General features: G+C 39.1%; 16 protein-coding genes. 6 read left to right on the top strand and 10 right to left on the bottom strand.

The window, feature by feature from the left end:
* The first annotated feature begins 3 nt into the window (after window positions 1–3).
* Together BTA34_RS16995 and BTA34_RS17000 are read left to right on the top strand one after the other, a co-directional pair.
* Complete coding sequence (locus BTA34_RS16995; protein WP_151436552.1) at window positions 4–1107, top strand: glycosyltransferase family 4 protein; 1104 nt, start codon at window positions 4–6, stop codon at window positions 1105–1107.
* Window positions 1107–2276, top strand: coding sequence for a glycosyltransferase family 4 protein (locus tag BTA34_RS17000; protein ID WP_151436795.1), 1170 nt, complete (start codon window positions 1107–1109; stop codon window positions 2274–2276). The genes BTA34_RS16995 and BTA34_RS17000 overlap by 1 nt, the downstream gene beginning before the upstream one ends.
* A gap of 1 nt (window position 2277) precedes the next feature.
* On the opposite strand, the gene rfaL is transcribed toward BTA34_RS17000, so the two are convergent.
* Window positions 2278–3537, bottom strand: coding sequence for an O-antigen ligase RfaL (gene rfaL, locus BTA34_RS17005; RefSeq protein ID WP_151436553.1), 1260 nt, complete (start codon window positions 3535–3537; stop codon window positions 2278–2280).
* A gap of 102 nt (window positions 3538–3639) precedes the next feature.
* Between rfaL and mutM the strand changes: the two genes are divergently transcribed.
* Window positions 3640–4464, top strand: a complete 825-nt coding sequence (gene mutM / locus BTA34_RS17010) for a bifunctional DNA-formamidopyrimidine glycosylase/DNA-(apurinic or apyrimidinic site) lyase (protein WP_151436554.1) — start codon at window positions 3640–3642, stop codon at window positions 4462–4464.
* On the opposite strand, the gene coaD is transcribed toward mutM, so the two are convergent.
* The 6 genes from coaD to rfaQ all read right to left on the bottom strand — a co-directional run bounded on the left by coaD (window position 4461) and on the right by rfaQ (window position 10374).
* Window positions 4461–4946, bottom strand: a complete 486-nt coding sequence (gene coaD, locus BTA34_RS17015) for a pantetheine-phosphate adenylyltransferase (protein WP_151436555.1) — start codon at window positions 4944–4946, stop codon at window positions 4461–4463. The genes mutM and coaD overlap by 4 nt on opposite strands.
* Window positions 4939–5715 (bottom strand): glycosyltransferase family 2 protein, encoded by a 777-nt coding sequence (locus BTA34_RS17020; protein ID WP_151436556.1) that lies wholly within the window; start codon window positions 5713–5715, stop codon window positions 4939–4941. The genes coaD and BTA34_RS17020 overlap by 8 nt, the downstream gene beginning before the upstream one ends.
* A complete protein-coding gene (waaA, locus tag BTA34_RS17025) occupies window positions 5715–6992 on the bottom strand; it encodes a lipid IV(A) 3-deoxy-D-manno-octulosonic acid transferase (RefSeq protein WP_151436557.1) in 1278 nt (425 codons plus the stop codon). Before waaA ends, BTA34_RS17020 begins: the two co-directional genes overlap by 1 nt.
* Before the next feature lie 81 nt (window positions 6993–7073).
* Window positions 7074–8177, bottom strand: a complete 1104-nt coding sequence (locus BTA34_RS17030) for a glycosyltransferase (protein ID WP_151436558.1) — start codon at window positions 8175–8177, stop codon at window positions 7074–7076.
* A complete protein-coding gene (locus BTA34_RS17035) occupies window positions 8174–9307 on the bottom strand; it encodes a glycosyltransferase family 4 protein (protein ID WP_151436559.1) in 1134 nt (377 codons plus the stop codon). Before BTA34_RS17035 ends, BTA34_RS17030 begins: the two co-directional genes overlap by 4 nt.
* A complete protein-coding gene (rfaQ, locus tag BTA34_RS17040; protein WP_151436560.1) occupies window positions 9307–10374 on the bottom strand; it encodes a putative lipopolysaccharide heptosyltransferase III in 1068 nt (355 codons plus the stop codon). The genes BTA34_RS17035 and rfaQ overlap by 1 nt, the downstream gene beginning before the upstream one ends.
* A gap of 159 nt (window positions 10375–10533) precedes the next feature.
* On the opposite strand from rfaQ, the gene BTA34_RS17045 reads away from it, so the two are divergent.
* Together BTA34_RS17045 and BTA34_RS17050 are read left to right on the top strand one after the other, a co-directional pair.
* Entirely contained in the window at window positions 10534–11496 is a 963-nt protein-coding gene (locus BTA34_RS17045; protein WP_151436561.1) for a polysaccharide deacetylase family protein, read from the top strand.
* Window position 11497: 1 nt separating this feature from the next.
* Window positions 11498–12574 carry a glycosyltransferase family 9 protein gene (locus BTA34_RS17050; protein ID WP_151436562.1) on the top strand — a complete coding sequence of 359 codons (1077 nt, stop codon included), beginning with the start codon at window positions 11498–11500 and terminating at the stop codon, window positions 12572–12574.
* A 19-nt stretch (window positions 12575–12593) separates the two neighbouring features.
* Here BTA34_RS17050 and rfaC read toward each other — a convergent pair whose 3' ends face one another.
* The 3 genes from rfaC to rfaD are packed head-to-tail and all read right to left on the bottom strand — an operon-like array spanning window position 12594 to window position 15550.
* Window positions 12594–13553, bottom strand: a complete 960-nt coding sequence (gene rfaC / locus BTA34_RS17055) for a lipopolysaccharide heptosyltransferase RfaC (protein WP_151436563.1) — start codon at window positions 13551–13553, stop codon at window positions 12594–12596.
* Window positions 13550–14602 carry an ADP-heptose--LPS heptosyltransferase RfaF gene (rfaF, locus tag BTA34_RS17060; RefSeq protein WP_151436564.1) on the bottom strand — a complete coding sequence of 351 codons (1053 nt, stop codon included), beginning with the start codon at window positions 14600–14602 and terminating at the stop codon, window positions 13550–13552. Before rfaF ends, rfaC begins: the two co-directional genes overlap by 4 nt.
* A gap of 9 nt (window positions 14603–14611) precedes the next feature.
* Window positions 14612–15550 carry an ADP-glyceromanno-heptose 6-epimerase gene (gene rfaD, locus BTA34_RS17065; protein ID WP_151436565.1) on the bottom strand — a complete coding sequence of 313 codons (939 nt, stop codon included), beginning with the start codon at window positions 15548–15550 and terminating at the stop codon, window positions 14612–14614.
* Window positions 15551–15820: 270 nt separating this feature from the next.
* Between rfaD and BTA34_RS17070 the strand changes: the two genes are divergently transcribed.
* Complete coding sequence (locus BTA34_RS17070; protein WP_151436566.1) at window positions 15821–17020, top strand: glycine C-acetyltransferase; 1200 nt, start codon at window positions 15821–15823, stop codon at window positions 17018–17020.
* Window positions 17021–17023 lie beyond the last annotated feature (3 nt).

Below are 17023 nucleotides of genomic sequence, written 5' to 3' on the forward strand. Positions count from 1 at the left end.
TCCATGAAGATCGGTATAATTGATGTCACAATCACCATGTCTTATGGCGGGATCCAAACTGCGGTTTGGGAACTGGCTAAGCAATTACATGATGCGGGGCATGAAGTTCATCTTTATGGTGGCAATGGCGATATTCGACACAATCTAGCTGGACGCCAAATACAAATTCATACTTATCCTTATACACCGCGAGATAAAGTGATTGATCTTGGTGGTCGTTTTCGCCGTATTGTTGAACGCTACACTTTTGCACGACACGCTAAAAAAGATGTTATCAGTCAAAAGTTTGATTGGGTTATTTTAACAAAACCTTTTGATTTTTTTTGGCCTTCTATGATGCCTAAATCATCTTCAACACGTTTTTGTTATATGAGTGGAGGCACTAGCTTTTTTAAAGGTGACCGCAGATTAGGTAAAAAGATTTCAGCATGGGTAGCATGTAGCCATTTTAATGCTTGGCAAATCCAACATCATTTTAAGCAATTCCCTCGTGTGATTTATAATGGTGTGGATATTGAAAAATTTAAACCTATGGCGACCTCGTTACGAGAGCAATTAGGAATAAGTGAATCTACTTTTTTACTCTCATTTGCTGGACGATTAGTCGGTTGGAAAGGCTTGAGTGTCGCGATCGATGCTATCGAAAAGCTAAAAGGTGAAGATGTGAAGCTCTTGATTATCGGTACAGGCGATGATCTAGAACGATTGAAGAGTAAATCGATGACAAAAGGCATTGCTGAACAAGTTATTTTTCATCAACCCGTTGAGCATAACCAATTACCTAAATTCTATGCAGCCAGTGATGCGGGTATTTTCCCAAGTACTGGCGATGAAGCATTTGGCATTACGATTGCAGAAGCGATGGCATGTGCCAAACCAGTTATTGCCAGCCATATCGGGGGTATTCCTGAAGTGGTGGGTAATGAGGGCACTGCGGGATTATTGGTTGCCCCTGGCAATGCAGATGAAATTGTGATGGCAATTAATCATCTTCGCCAATTATCCGATAGAGGAAAAGCAATGGGCGAGAATGCACGTTTACGTATAGAAACACATTATACTTGGCAACATTCTGCACAACGTTTATTACAGACATTGGCGTCATAATAATGAAGATTGCCTATCTTGATCCTTACCCAGTTCCTGACTTACGAGTTGCTTCATTGCAAATTTTGCAAAATGTTGATGCTTTTGCCAGAGCGGGAGCAAATGTCACTTTAGTTACACCAAAAGGGCAATATCGAGATAGTGATATATTAGGTCGTTCAATCCATGCTAATGCAAGTTTAGTTTCCTTAAGAGATATTCGTCGTAAATGGTATTTTCCATTTAATTCACAAAAACTTTTCTCATTACAGATAGCGCGTTGGGTTAAGCAAAATAATGTTGATGCGTTGTTTACCCGTAATTTAAAACTGGCTTGTTATCTTTGTGAAAATTATCCAGAAATTCCCCTTTTTTTTGAAAGTCATGAAATATTTGCACAATCTTTCGCAGAGTCTCATTCATTTGAGAAAAAAAAGAATCGTGCGAAATATCATAAGCTATTAAAAATGGAGAAATTGGTTTATAGCCAAGCGACAGGTATTTTTGTTCTTACTTCATTACTCAGAGATGATATTGTTTCGCAATATCAAGTTGCTACACCGATAACCGTCGTTCCTGATGGTGTTGATTTGCATGCTGTAGCGGATTATCAGACTACCTCCCCTTTATTAGATAAAACTATAACTGAAGTGCTGTATTTAGGTAGCCTGCATAAATGGAAGGGCATTCCTACCATGATGCGAGCAATGAAATACCTTGATAACGCGCGATTGAATATTGCAGGGGGAACGCCAGAGCAGATTGGAGGATTAACCTTATTAGCACAAGAAATGGACGTAAAAGATAAGGTTAATTTTTTGGGGTTTATTGATCCGAAAAAACGCTTTGAAGCGATTGCTCAGCACGATATCTGCGTACTCCCGCTTACGTTAACCAGTATTGGAAGCCGTTATACTTCACCACTCAAGTTATTTGAGTATATGGCGATGGAAAAACCTGTAGTAATTTCAGATTTTCCTTCAATCCGTGATGTTGTAGATGAAAAAGCGGTAAGTTTTGCAGATAGTGGCGATGCACAAAGTTTTGCAAAACAGATAATACAGTTAAGAGATAATCCACAACGCGCAAGCGAAAAAACCGCTCATGCCCGCTCATTAGTTGAAAACTATTACAACTGGGATAAGCGGGCTGAGGTGATCCTAAAGACAATAGAGATGCTAATTCAGTGATCTATTGCTGTTTATCTGACGGTGTTGCTGATTGATTATTGAGTAAAGCATGCCGCAGTGCCAACATGAGTCCCACCAAAATACCCACCTGATTGATATAGGCATTCTCAAATAATCCTCGCAGTACATAAACGCCTAAAAATGACATCAATAATACTAAAGCCGCTTGGCGAATAATCCCTTGGTTTTTTCTTATTAACTGAATTCCTTGGGCAATAATCGAAGAACAAAAATAAAGAATACCAAGTAACCCTAAAATACCGCCCGCAAACCAGAAAGCTAAAAAGATATTATGAGGACCAATGGATTTCTTAAATTTCCATTCTGGATGTTCTTTAACACGCTCATTATAGACGTTATGATAAAGTTGATTACCATAGCCATAGCCTTTTATTGGTCGCTCTAAAATAAGATCTAAAGCAGAGCCTTGGGTACCATTATCAAATCGCTGGCCGCTATTTATTTGAGTTAACTTATGTTGAAGTAGTTTACTTACAATTGGGTTTATAGGTAAATTTGTTGCACCTATAAATAATAGAGCACAAATTAATGCACTTATTATCATCAGTAGCCATTGACGATTAATAATTAAAGTAAGTGATGTACTAATTACTAATGCTACCCATGCCCCTCGAGCCAAGGTTCCCACCATAATAAAAATAAATGATAGACTAATAATAGTTAATAAAAGCCAATTAATAGCAGAATTGTTTTTTTTAAATACCCAAAGTATTAATATAATAGGAAAGAAAAAAAGTAATGGATAGGACGCTTCTCTATGATTTAACTGGTTTTTTATTGTAAATAACCAAGGGTTTTTCCGATACTCCAAATAATACTGCACTAACTCCTTAGCTATAATCACCAATAGTCCAATCGCAAACGCTACCATTACCATCTTAGCAATATCGGTCGGTTTTTCTTTATATAATACAATCGGAAAGGTCACAGCAAATAGCAGTAAGCCATTTAAAATAGGCTTATTGACTTCTTTAATACTGATATTGGGTTCGACAGAAATTAGGATGGAATAACCAATCACCAACAATAAAAACAGCAGTGAGTATGACAGATTATTTTTAAAGATTTTGCAGATAGTCTTAAAATCACGTACCAGATACCACAGTGCTGTTGCACCAATCAATCCCATCACAATATTTTTATAACGGGTGATATCCGGTAAGTAGATCAATATAATGTAAAGCCCAATAATGGATAAATTCCACAGGGATTTTTTACTATAGTCTTTAAACACCATCATAATAATCTGCCATCATCCTTTATACTTTTTGATAGAGTGGCGATCATACAATAAAAATGTGTTTATCGCTGTATCTCTTATCTGATAATCATGGAGTCACCCGTGCCTGAATTACCGGAAGTCGAAACCAGTCGCCGAGGTATAGAGCCTCACCTTGTAGGCAATGTGTTGCACTATGCCATTGTACGTAATAGTAAATTACGTTGGCCTGTCTCAGAAAAAATAAAAACGTTACTGGATGAGCCTATTTTAAGTGTAAAGCGACGTGCTAAATATTTGCTAATCGAGCTTAATACAGGATGGATTATTATTCATTTAGGGATGTCAGGAAGTGTACGCATATTATTAGAGGAACAACCTGAAGAAAAACATGATCATATCGATTTGATTTTTCGTGATGGTAAAGTACTCCGCTATACTGATCCACGACGCTTTGGTGCTTGGCTATGGTGTGAAGATTTAGCCACAAGCTCTGTATTAGCGCATTTAGGGCCTGAACCACTTTCTGATGAATTTAACGCCGAGTATCTCTATCAACAATCCAAAAATAAAAAAACGGCGATAAAGCCGTGGTTAATGGATAATAAATTAGTGGTTGGTGTAGGCAATATTTATGCTAATGAGGCGCTATTTTCATCGGGTATCATGCCAGATAGAAAAGCCAATAGCCTAACACAAGAAGAGTGTACGGTGCTGGTAACTGCGATTAAGCGAGTATTAACGCGCTCTATTGAGCAAGGTGGCACGACACTAAAAGATTTTCTGCAATCAGACGGTAAACCTGGTTATTTTGCGCAAGAGTTATTTGTTTATGGGCGCAAGGACAAGCCTTGTTTGATTTGTGGTCAACCGATAGAAAGTATTAAACAAGGGCAACGTAGCACATTTTTCTGCCGACATTGCCAACATGGTGAAAATGAGCGCTAAATCTTACCGAGTTTTTTTAGCATGGCGGTGGTGACAACTTCAGGTAAAAACGTAGAGACATCACCGTCATGGCGCGCCACATCTTTAATTAACGATGAAGAGACAAATGATAGATTTTGAGAGGGCAGTAAAAACACACTATCAAGATCCGGTGCAAAGTGACGGTTCATATTGGCGAGTTGCCATTCATATTCAAAATCAGAAACAGAGCGGACACCGCGAATTAAAATGGTGGCTTGTTGTTGCTTAGCAAAGTTAGCCATCAGTTCACTAAATCCCACCACTTCAACATTAGGTAAATGACCCGTTACCTCTCTAGCTAAATTAACTCGTTCTTCTAAGGTGAACATAGGATTTTTACGGGCGCTATCAGCAATCGCTAATAAAACCGTATCAAACATACCTGCTGCACGGGTTAAAATATCAATATGACCATAAGTGATAGGATCAAAGGTTCCGGGATAGATAGCTTTATTATTCATGATTTACAGTCTTCTGGCTGAGTTCCCATAAAGAGGCGTATTTATTAAAGGTATACTGTGCATTAACAAATGCCAGTACTAATCCCTGTTTCCCATCTAAAAAACCCATTCTTAACAACCACGTCTTAAAAAAAGCACCAGCAGTATGGCTTAAGATAGAACTATAACTCGTTGTTTTGCCTCGTTGATGGCGCTCTTTTGCCCATTCGGAGGCATATTTTAGCTGTTTTTGCTGAAATTCTATTAAATCACGGCAGGTAAGATGCAAAAGATCACCTTGTAAGGTTTTAACAGTCGCACTTTGGGTTTCTAATGATTCATGCACTAAATTATCGTTATATTGATAACGTTCACGAGCATATAAGCGTGTCACTTTATCGGGATACCAACCACTGTGTTTCATAAATCGCCCCATAAATAAATTACGGCGAGCGCAGCTATAAACCACATTTTCTTCAGGTTGTTGTAATACCGCGAGGATACTGGTTTGGAGTTCAGGAGTGACGCGTTCATCACTATCGATCATAAAAATATAATCACCAGTGGCATATTGTTGTGCCAGTTGGCGTTGTTTACCAAATCCCGGCCATTCACTGTTGATAAAGACCTTAGCCCCTTTTTCTGTTGCAATATGACAGGTGTTATCTTGGCTACCTGAATCTAACACAATAATTTCATCAGCCCATTGTACAGAGTCTAAGCACTCGCCAATGATATCAGCGACATTTTTACTGATCATCACCACAGAAAGGCGCTTACTTTGGCTCATTAGTGACTCCGAGGGGGAAGATAAGGTGAAAGTAAGGTAAGTAAACGCAGTAATGCCCCTTGGTTTTCATGAAGCACTTCCACGGCATGGCGGCCGTAATAACGGCGATAATCTTCATCATTAAGCAATGAGGCAATAGCCGTCGCCATTGATTCACTGTCTGTAACAGTAATTAATCCTTCAGCTTGATCAAGCTTGGCACAGATATTTTTAAAGTTAAAAGTATGCGGCCCCATAATAACGGGGATAGCGTGAGCAGCAGCTTCTAAAGGATTATGACCACCACGCTCTACTAAACTCCCACCAACAAAGGCTAAATCTGCAATACCATAGAGTAACATCAACTCGCCCATTGTATCGCCAATAACCACTTGAGTTTGTGCATCAGGCACAGCGTCAGTGCTTCGTAGGGTATATTTTAATCCTGCTTCACGTGTTAATTGTTCGGCTTTAGGAAAACGCTCTGGGTGGCGAGGGACTAAAATTAATAAAAGCTGAGGGAATTGTGTCAGTAGCTTTTTATGTGTCTCTAAAATAATGCTTTCTTCGCCCTCATGGGTACTCGTTGCTATCCACACGGGGCGGTGAGCAGCCCATTGACGGCGCAAAGCAACGGCTCTGGCGGCTAATTCTGGGGTAACAGAAATATCAAATTTTAGGCTACCTGTAACATGCAAATGTGAACGTTTGAGGCCCAGTTCAATAAATCGTTCACCATCTTCCTGATTTTGAGCGGCAATTAAGGTGATTTTTTGGAGCATCGTTTTGACAAAACTGCCCAATTTTTGGTAACCCGCAGCAGAGCGTTCAGATAAACGGGCATTGGCGATAATCAACGGAATTTTTCGTTGATGAAGTTTTGAAATCAAGTTAGGCCATAACTCCGTTTCCATAATGATCACCAATTTCGGGTCAACCGTTTTAAGAAAACGATTAACTGAACCCGGTAAATCATAAGGAAGATAGACATGGTAAACATCATCACCAAATGCGGAGCGTACACGTTCTGAGCCAGTCGGTGTCATGGTAGTGACGGTAATGGGTAAATCAGGATAGTGATGACGAAGGGCGCGAACAAGCGGCACTGCGGCGAGTGTTTCACCAACAGAAACGGAATGCAATAATATCCCTTGAGGTACGACTTTGTCTTTGCAAAAGCCATAGCGCTCTCCCCACCGTTTACGGTAGGCGGGTGCTTTACGGCTGCGTAATAAAAGACGCAACCAAATCAGAGGTTGAATAAGGTAAAGAAGTACCTGATATAAACGCAACAACATGCTATCAAATTCACTTATCTAGACGAACGCTTATAGTATCACACTGTGTGGGAGAAAGTGTGTAAAACAAGTAAGCGCGGATTAAGGAATTAAAGCGATATACTGCTTTAAAATATGGTTTAGTTCAAATTTTGCATAGGATGATGGCAATATTTGAGGTTGTGAATAATACGCAAGGCGAAGTTTTTCTGCGAGAGAGTCACTATCCATTGCAGAGAGGTAATCGGAAAGTTCGTCTGTCATAATTTCGCTGACCCCACCGGGGCATCGGGTACTGACGATAGGCACACCACATATTAATGCTTCAATTAATACAGTAGGAAGCCCTTCACTATCAGAGCTTAATGCAACCACTTTAGCGCCTTTGATTGCTGGGAGAGGGTTTGGGATAAAACCCGCAAGGGTGACTTTCTCCATTAAGTTAAGTTGTTTAATTAGAGTTTCTAATCGCTGTTTAACGGCGGGAGTGCCTTCACCGAGTATAATCAGTTGGCAAGGTAAATCAGCTTTAGCAAAAGCCTCAATTAGTCTGTCTTGTCTTTTTACTTCATGTAATCGACCCACATGCAAGATATAATCTTGTTCAGCAAAGGGATTAGAAAGGGTGGCTTTTTGCTGTATTTCTTCAATATTAAATGGATTATAAATAGTTTTTAGTTGTTCAGCATGAATACCAATGGCATTGATTAGATCATCTTTTACCGCATTAGAAACACAGACGAGGTTTTTATCTCGATAAACTCGTCGGATTTTTGTTTTTTTCAGCCAATATGAAAATCCTGATTTATTGCCAAGATAAGATTGAGAGTAAATGCCGTGAATACAGTACCAAACATTGCAACTTTTTAGTTGTTTAGAGCGACAAACAATGCGGTCTGTTTTATGTAAATTAGAAAGAACGAGAGCAGGGCGGCCTTTTTTAGCAAAAAGTTGAGTGAGTACATTATCAAGCGATTTTGCTCTACGTGATATTTCAGTTAATTTTCTAAAAATTCCACGATAGTTATCATGATCAACAATATAATCAATAAAATCAGGTAGTTCATACGCTAATTTATTATGTAAGGATAATAATGTGACTTGGTATCCAGCTTGATGAAAACCATTAGCTAGCCTGAGCGTGACGTTTTCAGCACCACCACCCGGTAATCCATCAATAATAAAAAGTATATGTTGTTGACTCACAAGGCTAATATCCGTTTATAAAGTGAAATAAGCTCGCCTGATAATCGCTGTGGTGTATAAGGGAGAATGGTTTCTCTCGCCACTTGTGACATCTCAGTCCACGCTGTTTCTTTTGGGATCTGTGTAATTGCATCGGTTAATGCTGAAATATCCAATGCATCACAAACAAATCCATTTTTACCATGTTGAATAAATTCTGCACCACCACAAGTCGTTGAGGTGATCACCGGTAAACCACATGATAATGCCTCAAGAATAACATTAGGAAAAGGGTCATAAAGAGTAGGAAGTAGTAACGCATCCGCTATTTGATAAAAATCGAGTGTTTTTTTCTGCATACCTAAAAAGAAAATGCGTTGTTCACAACCTAATTGTGTTGCGAGTTGTTCATATTTACGCTGATTTTTATCACTTCCAACCACTAACAATATAGCTGATGTCTTTGCTATTGCTGAGATAGCAGCTGCTAAGCCTTTACGCTCGAAGCCTGATCCCACATAAATAAAGCAAGGTACGTCGTGTGGAATATTATATTGTGTTTTTAATCTCTCTTTTTGAGAATTTGTTGCAGGTACGAAAGCATTATGGTCAATTGCATTATAAATGACAGTTATTTTATCGGCAGAAACGCCAAAATCCTCAATAATTTCATTTTTAACCATCTGTGAATTACAGATAACCTGTTTTAATGCGGGATCGGCATACATCTGTTTTTCTGCATTCATGACATAACGGTGGTATCTATCATAAAATAGCCAACGACCTTTCCAATTAGGTAATATTCTTTGGCGTTGTAATAACCATCGGCGATGTACACCATCACCAGCCCGAAAAATATCACAACCTGCGATACGTTCATGGCTTTGAACAATATCAAAATGATTTTCCTGCCAACATGCTCTAGCCGCTTTAGCGAAACCCGATTCTCGGCTAATCCTGCCCAATTTTCGTGGATTGCATAAGTGAATATGCCAATCTGGATTGGTATCACCTTGCCATTCTCGTGTGATCACATTAAGTTCAAGATCATCGTTTGATAATGCATCTAATGCGCGCGCAATAAAGCGCTCAGCTCCCCCATCTGGGCGATATTTTTGTCTGACAATGGCGAGTCGTAACGGGTGATTCATTAAGATAAATGCCTTATAGCTGTGTTGTAAACCACATCAACCGGAATAGCGGAAAGATAACGTTGTTGGGTATCTGTTTTTATATGATCTGGATGTGGAATATCGTCATAATTGCCTGCCCATATTGTTTCACCTACCGCTTGCCAAGGGTGCCAATGTTCAAGTTTAGAAGGGCCAAAAAGAGCAACTAAAGGTGTTTTTAATGCGGCAGCCATATGCATTGCGACAGAATCCACACCAATAAAAAGCCCTGCATTATCAATTAATACTGCAAGTTGAGATAAAGATGTTTGCCCGGCTAAAACCGTTATCACTTCTTTGTTTGGGCAGTGTGCCAAAATAGTTTGTATCATCTCTAATTCTTTTGCTTCTGGGCCAGAAGTTAAAACTACGGAATAATGATTTTGCTGGAGCTTTGTAATTAAAGCCGCCATTTTATCTTCATCCCAGCATTTGAAAAACCAGCGAGAGGTTGGTTGTATAACGATATAGTTTTCAGGGAGATGATATTTTCCAATAGTCTCTGCTAACCACTGTTTATCTGCTTCGCTATAAGCCATCATTACATCTGAAATGATAGGAATATTAAGTGGAGCAAGGATACTCAGATTTTGTTCAACCGTGTGTAGTTGTCCATGATCTGCTGTAGAGACAATTACATTATGGCATTTTTGCCAAAATTGGCTGCCTTTACGCTTTTCAAATTCAAAGCCTAAACGCATTTTTGCTTTGGTAAGTAGAGCAAAAATGGCTGCTTTCCATTGATCAGCTAAATTTACTACTAAGTCGTACTGCTGTTTTTGCAATGTTCGACCAAGCTTCCACTCTTTTTTTAATCGGGTCAATTTACCTTGATGTTTCCAATTACGATCAAGATAAAAAATATTATTGATGAATGGGTTGTGCTCAAGCATAGGTAATGTTTCTTTGTATAATAAAACATCAATCGTTGCATTAGGATAAGCTGATTTTAATGAGCATATAACGGGCGTCGTTAATAACATATCTCCATGATGTTGGAGTTTAATAACCAGTATTCTATTAAATGATTGATTTATATTAGTCATAATTACTTTAGCTTTAGTGAGATACTCTAATTGTAAACAAAACAGCCAAAAGCATCCATAAAACCTAATTTATATTGATTGAATTGATGTTTTACACTGCATGCCATAGTATTAAATATAAATTTATTAGCCTATTATCCATTAATTGGCAGGGTATGCATGAAAAAACCAGCATTTATTATCACATTAGATACCGAAGGCGATAATCTTTGGGAAAATGAATGTGATATCACGACTAAAAATACGCACTTTCTACCCCGTTTTCAGCAACTTTGTGAGCAATTTCATTTTAAACCCGTTTGGTTAACAAACTATGAAATGGTAATGGATGATGCTTATATTGAGTTTGCTCGTGATGTTATTGCTCGTAATACGGGCGAAATTGGTATGCACTTGCATGCATGGAATAGCCCACCACTCGTGCCTTTAACCAATAATGATTTACATCATCAGCCTTATTTAATTGAATACCCTAAAGATCAAATGCGAGAAAAAATCGCGTTAATGACCCACTTGCTAGAAGATAAACTACAAACAAAAATGTTAAGTCATCGAGCTGGTCGTTGGGCATTTAATGAGATTTATGCACAACTTTTAGTTGAATTTGGTTATCAAGTTGATTGTTCTGTAACACCTAAAGTGGATTGGCGTTTTACTAAAGGTGATCCCGCGCAATCAGGTGGAACAAATTATACAAATTTCCCAAGTCATGCTTACTTTATGGATCTAGAGGATATCACTAAAGTAGGAAATTCAACGTTGCTAGAAGTGCCGATGAGCATTCAATATAAGCACTCACCTTTAATGAACAAATTTAAGCAAGGTTATGACAAATTAAGAGGTAAGCAACGAGCGCCTTCAGTAAATTGGTTACGTCCTAAAGGTGGTAATGCACAGCAAATGATTGACGTTGCTGAAAAATCATTAGCTCAAGGTCACTCTCATATTGAATTTATGCTGCACTCATCAGAATTTATGCCGGGTGGTAGTCCCACATTCCGCACAGAAAAAGATATTGAAGGGCTATATAACGATTTGGAAACGCTATTTAGTTTCTTAAAAGATAAAGTGCAGGGCATGACGTTGGCTGAGTATTATCAAAGTAAGGTGCAGGCAAAATAAGATGAAGTTGAAAAAATTAAAATGGGTACATAACTTCTTAAATATCTATAACCCACTTTTTGGCAAGATGAAAAAAACGGATACGTTTTCATCAGATATTCAATTTAACAGTATTCTTATTTTTTCAACAACAGCGCTGGGGGATTTTATGTTTAATACCCCAGCGATAAGAGCGATCCGTGCGCATTATCCAGATGCTCATATCACATTAGTTTCGAGTGAGAAAAATAGGTTATTAGTTGAAAACTATGACCAAATAGACAGTGTGATTTATTGGGATAATAAAATAAAAAACTTACTTCCTATTGCCTTACAGGCAAAAAAGTATAAGCCTGAATTAGCCGTAATTTTACATTCTCATCTCCCTTATGATGTGCTATTCGCAGTAATGGCAGGTTGCCAGTATATTTTGCGTAATACTTTTCATGAACTTCCTAAGTGGTTTACAAAATGGATTGTTGCTGATCATAACACCACACCAGTACATCTTGTTCAAAGTAAATTAGATCTCGTCAGTCATTTAGGCATCACAAATGTAAGCACTGATATGGAGATCCCTTGTAAGATAAAGTTATTACCAAAAGTAGAATATAAAGTCATTGGCTTTCAGATGGGGACGTCAACGCCAGAACGGAGATGGGCTGTCTCTCATTTTGTCGAGTTAGCTCAAAAGTTAATTAACAGTGATAATTCGTTGATAATTAAATTAATTGGAGCACCTCATGAGCAAAATTTATCTGATGAGTTTTTCAAATTACTTCCTGTTAATTATCACAAAAATATAGAAAACTTAGTAGGTAAAACATCATTACCTGACCTATTAAGCCATATCAATATGATGAACGTATTAGTGACTGGTGATACAGGACCCTTACATCTAGCGATTACATTAAAACGACCAACTGTGAGTTTATTTGTCACCGCAAACCCTTGTTCAACGGGTCCTTATCAAGATCTTGAGCTACATACCGTCATTAAGAAAGAGCCTCTCTGTTGTGAAACTCCAGAATTGATTATGGATGTAATTACGGTTGATGAAGTCTTTAATGCAGTCAATAAAACCCTAAAAAGCGAATAACCTTTTAGGGTTTATAAGACTAAATATCAAGAAGGCTAAATACTTGCTGTGGTTTTATCTCCCCAATATCCCCACCATCCGCTTTGATAGCGGTTTGTGCCTTACCGTAACCGCCAATTAAACCGGGATCGGTAGGGCCAAATAAGGTGATATTCGGTTTATCTAAGGCTGCGGTTAAGTGGCTTAACCCTGTATCCACAGAAACCACACTTTTTGCACCCGCAATCACTTGAGCAACCTCCGCGAGCGACATTTTTGGCAACACATCAACATAGTCAAAATCTTTGGCTAGGCGTATAGCGCGTTGATGTTCATGCTCTGCGCCCCAAGGTAACTTAATGCGCAATCCTGAATCAGCAAGTAGGGCGATTAATTCTCGCCAATGAGATTCTGGCCAGTGTTTTTCATCACGAGTTGTTGCGTGCAAGAATACCAAATAAGGGCGTTCATCAAATGATGGAAGAGAGAGAAAATGCTGTGCAATCCCATAATCACCTTGAGATTGTGGAATGGGGTAATTTAAGCTTAAGGCAAACAGCTGGCGAATTCGCTCAACGGCGTGCATTTTTTTACTAACATCGTGGCGAATATCGTAGAAAAAACTGGCTAAAGGTTCACGGGCGCTTTGGCGAGAATAACCGTGTTTAGTGCCTTTGGCGTATCGAGTTACCAAAAATGCACTTTTTAGTAAACCTTGTGCATCAATAACCGCATCGTAATGATGCGCTTGGATCGTTTGACGAAATTGTGCACGCTCAGCACGAATAGGCGCACTAAACCAATTTTTACGCCAACGGCGTATTGCCACTGGAATAACGGTATCAACAGCTTGGTGCCAGCTTGGAATTTGTGCAAAACCTTCTTCAACAGCCCAGTCAAAACGGATATCAGGATATACATTTATTGCATCAGTTAATGCAGGCAAGGTGTGTAAAACATCCCCCATGGAAGAGGTTTTAACAATTAATACCCGCTTCACGCAGATGGCTCCGTTGACAGTAAATTTTCTAATTCAGCAAAAACCTTCTCTGGCTGAATATCAATTAAGCTTTGGTGATAGCCTTGCTCCGCATCCCCTTTACGCACTTTGTGATAACCGGTAATTAAACGGATCACTCGTGCTTTGTGGGATAACGGTGGCGTAAAATCAGGGCTACTTGGACCATAAAGAGCGACTAATGGGCGCTCTAAGGCTGCTGCCACATGCATTAAACCAGAATCATTGCTGATGATGGCTTTACAAGATGCAATCAAATTAACCGCTTGTTCAAGACTGGTTTCACCAGCCAGATTAAAACAGGCTTCGCGGGCTTCTGGCGTTAAGGCTTGTTTTATCTCTTCACCGACTTCTTTATCTTTTTGAGAGCCAAAAAGGAAAATCTGATAACCCTGCTCAGCAATTAATTTTTGTGCTAAAGCCGCATAATGATAATGAGGCCAACGTTTTGCAGGGCCAAATTCGGCACCGGGGCAAAAACCAATGGCAGGGCGCTGTGTCGATAATGAAAATTGAGCTAATGTGGTAGAAATATCATTTTCAGTAACTGATAACTTAGGCCAAAGCAAAGGTTGAGGTAAATCTGTCGCTTTTTGGACTTTTTGCTTGTTATAAGCCAAAGCCACATAGCGTTCAACCATTAAAGGAAATGCGTTTTTATCTAAAGGGCGTAAATCATTTAATAAGCCGTAACGCATTTCGCCACGCCAGCCTGTACGCTTAGGAATATCTGCAAAGAAAGGGACTAATGCAGATTTAAACGAGTTAGGTAATACATAAGCGTGCGTGTAACCATTCTCTCTTAATTGTTTTCCTAAACGACGGCGTTCACCAATCGCTAACGCACCATGACCTAGTGGCATAGGAATGGCATTATCAACTTCTGGCATTTTTTCGAGTAATGGACGGCACCATGCTGGTGCCATCACATCAATGGTTGCCGCAGGATGTAATGCTTTCAATGTACGATAAAGACTTTGAGACATCATCATGTCCCCGACCCATGAAGGTCCTACCACAAAGATTTTCATAAACAGCGATTATTTACCTTGATTTAACCATTGCATATAAAGCTCGACGCCTTCGGCAACCGTTTTAAATGGTGCGGTATAACCTGCTTTACGTAAGTTTGTGAGATCTGCTTGTGTAAAGGCTTGATAGCGACCTTTCAATTTTTCTGGGAACTCAATATGTTCGATAGAGAGATCTTTATCTTTATGATGTGCAATAACGGCATCAGCAACAGCTTGGAATGATTCAGCACGACCTGTACCACAGTTAAAAATTCCCGATACATTATTACGCCAGAACCATAAATTAACCGCAGCCACATCACCGACATAAATAAAGTCACGCTGGAAGGTTTCGCTGCCTTCAAATAATTTTGGATTTTGACCGGCATTTACTTGGTTATTTAAATGGAATGCCACACTTGCCATACCGCCTTTATGTCCTTCACGAGGGCCATAAACATTAAAATAACGGAAGCCACAAATCATCGAATCTGCTTCAGGTAAAATTTGGCGCACATATTCATCGAATAAGAATTTTGAATAACCGTAGACATTTAAAGGTGCTTCGTATTTTCTATCTTCGATAAAATTATCAGTACGACCGCCATAAGTGGCAGCAGAAGAGGCATATAAGAAAGGAATTTTACGCTCAAGGCAAAAATGGAGTAGCTCTTTAGAATATTGATAGTTGTTATCCATCATATATTTGCCATCCCACTCGGTGGTAGAAGAGCAAGCACCTTCATGGAAAACCGCATCAATATCACCAAAATCATCACCAGCAACAATGCTGGCAATAAAATCTTCTTTATCCATGTAATCGGTAATATTTAGATCGACCAAATTCACGAACTTGGTGCCATCTTTAAGGTTATCAACAACTAAAATATCAGTATAACCTTCATCATTTAATGCTTTAACAATATTGCTGCCGATAAAACCTGCACCGCCCGTGACGATAATCATGTGGCTACCCCTTCATATAAAAATCTAAAAATTAGCTCTAGGTCTATAATAACACTGAACAGCGTTAACGGTAGTATTCATCACGGAATAACAGGCTGAAATTCTCGAAAAACACAGTGTGTATTAGTGATCTTAATTACATAAATAACATTATTTATTTACATTTGTCGTTTTTAATAGAACAAAGGAATAGAATAAGAAACAATAACGGCTACATTATAATCAAAAATGTATGTTACCTCTTTTCGCCCTGCAGTCTTAGGAGAAAGTATGTCTACCCACTCTTTCTATCAACAAATTAATCAACAACTCGAACAAATTCGTCAAGATGGCCTCTTTAAAAATGAGCGCATCATCACTTCTTCACAAAGCGCAGATATTGCCGTTGCTGATGGAAGCCATGTTATTAACTTCTGTGCTAATAACTATCTCGGTTTAGCCAATCATCCCAAATTGATTGAAGCGGCAAAAGCAGGAATGGATAGCCACGGTTTTGGTATGGCGTCTGTGCGTTTTATTTGTGGTACTCAAGATTCACATAAAACATTAGAAAATAAAATTGCTGAATTTTTAGGTATGGAAGATGCCATTTTGTATTCATCTTGTTTTGATGCCAATGGCGGATTATTTGAAACATTAATGGGACCTGAAGACGCGATTATTTCTGATGCCTTAAATCATGCTTCTATTATTGATGGTGTGCGTTTGTGTAAAGCAAAACGCTATCGCTACGCGAATAACGATATGGCTGAACTGCGCGCACAACTTGAAAAAGCCAAAGCAGAGAATGCTCGCCATATTATGATCGCCACTGATGGCGTATTTTCTATGGATGGTGTGATTGCTGATCTCAAATCTATCTGTGATTTAGCGGATGAATTCGGTGCATTAGTGATGGTCGATGATTCGCATGCCGTGGGTTTTGTAGGTGAACAAGGTCGCGGAACTCATGAGTATTGTGATGTGATGGACCGAGTTGACATTATCACGGGCACTTTAGGTAAAGCATTAGGCGGTGCATCGGGTGGTTATACCGCTGCACGTAAAGAAGTGGTTGAGTGGTTACGTCAGCGTTCTCGTCCTTATTTATTCTCTAATTCGTTAGCGCCTGCGATTGTTTCTGCTTCTATTGCTGTTTTAGATATGCTGAAAACCGGTGATGAAATACGCGCTCGTTTATGGCGTAACGCTTCGCTTTTCCGTGAAAAAATGAGTGCAGCGGGTTTTACATTGGCTGGTGCAGATCACGCTATTATTCCGGTGATGCTAGGCGATGCAAAATTAGCCCAAGAGTTTGCAACACGCTTACTTGATGAAGAAATTTATGTCACTGGGTTCTTCTATCCTGTTGTACCTCAAGGGCAAGCACGTATTCGTACACAAATGTCAGCAGCACACACGACTGAACAAATTGAGCGTGCAGTGGCCGCATTTATCAAAATTGGCAAAGAACTTAATGTGATTGCATAAGGT

Source organism: Proteus sp. CD3, assembly GCF_008808075.1.
Lineage (GTDB): Bacteria > Pseudomonadota > Gammaproteobacteria > Enterobacterales > Enterobacteriaceae > Proteus > Proteus appendicitidis.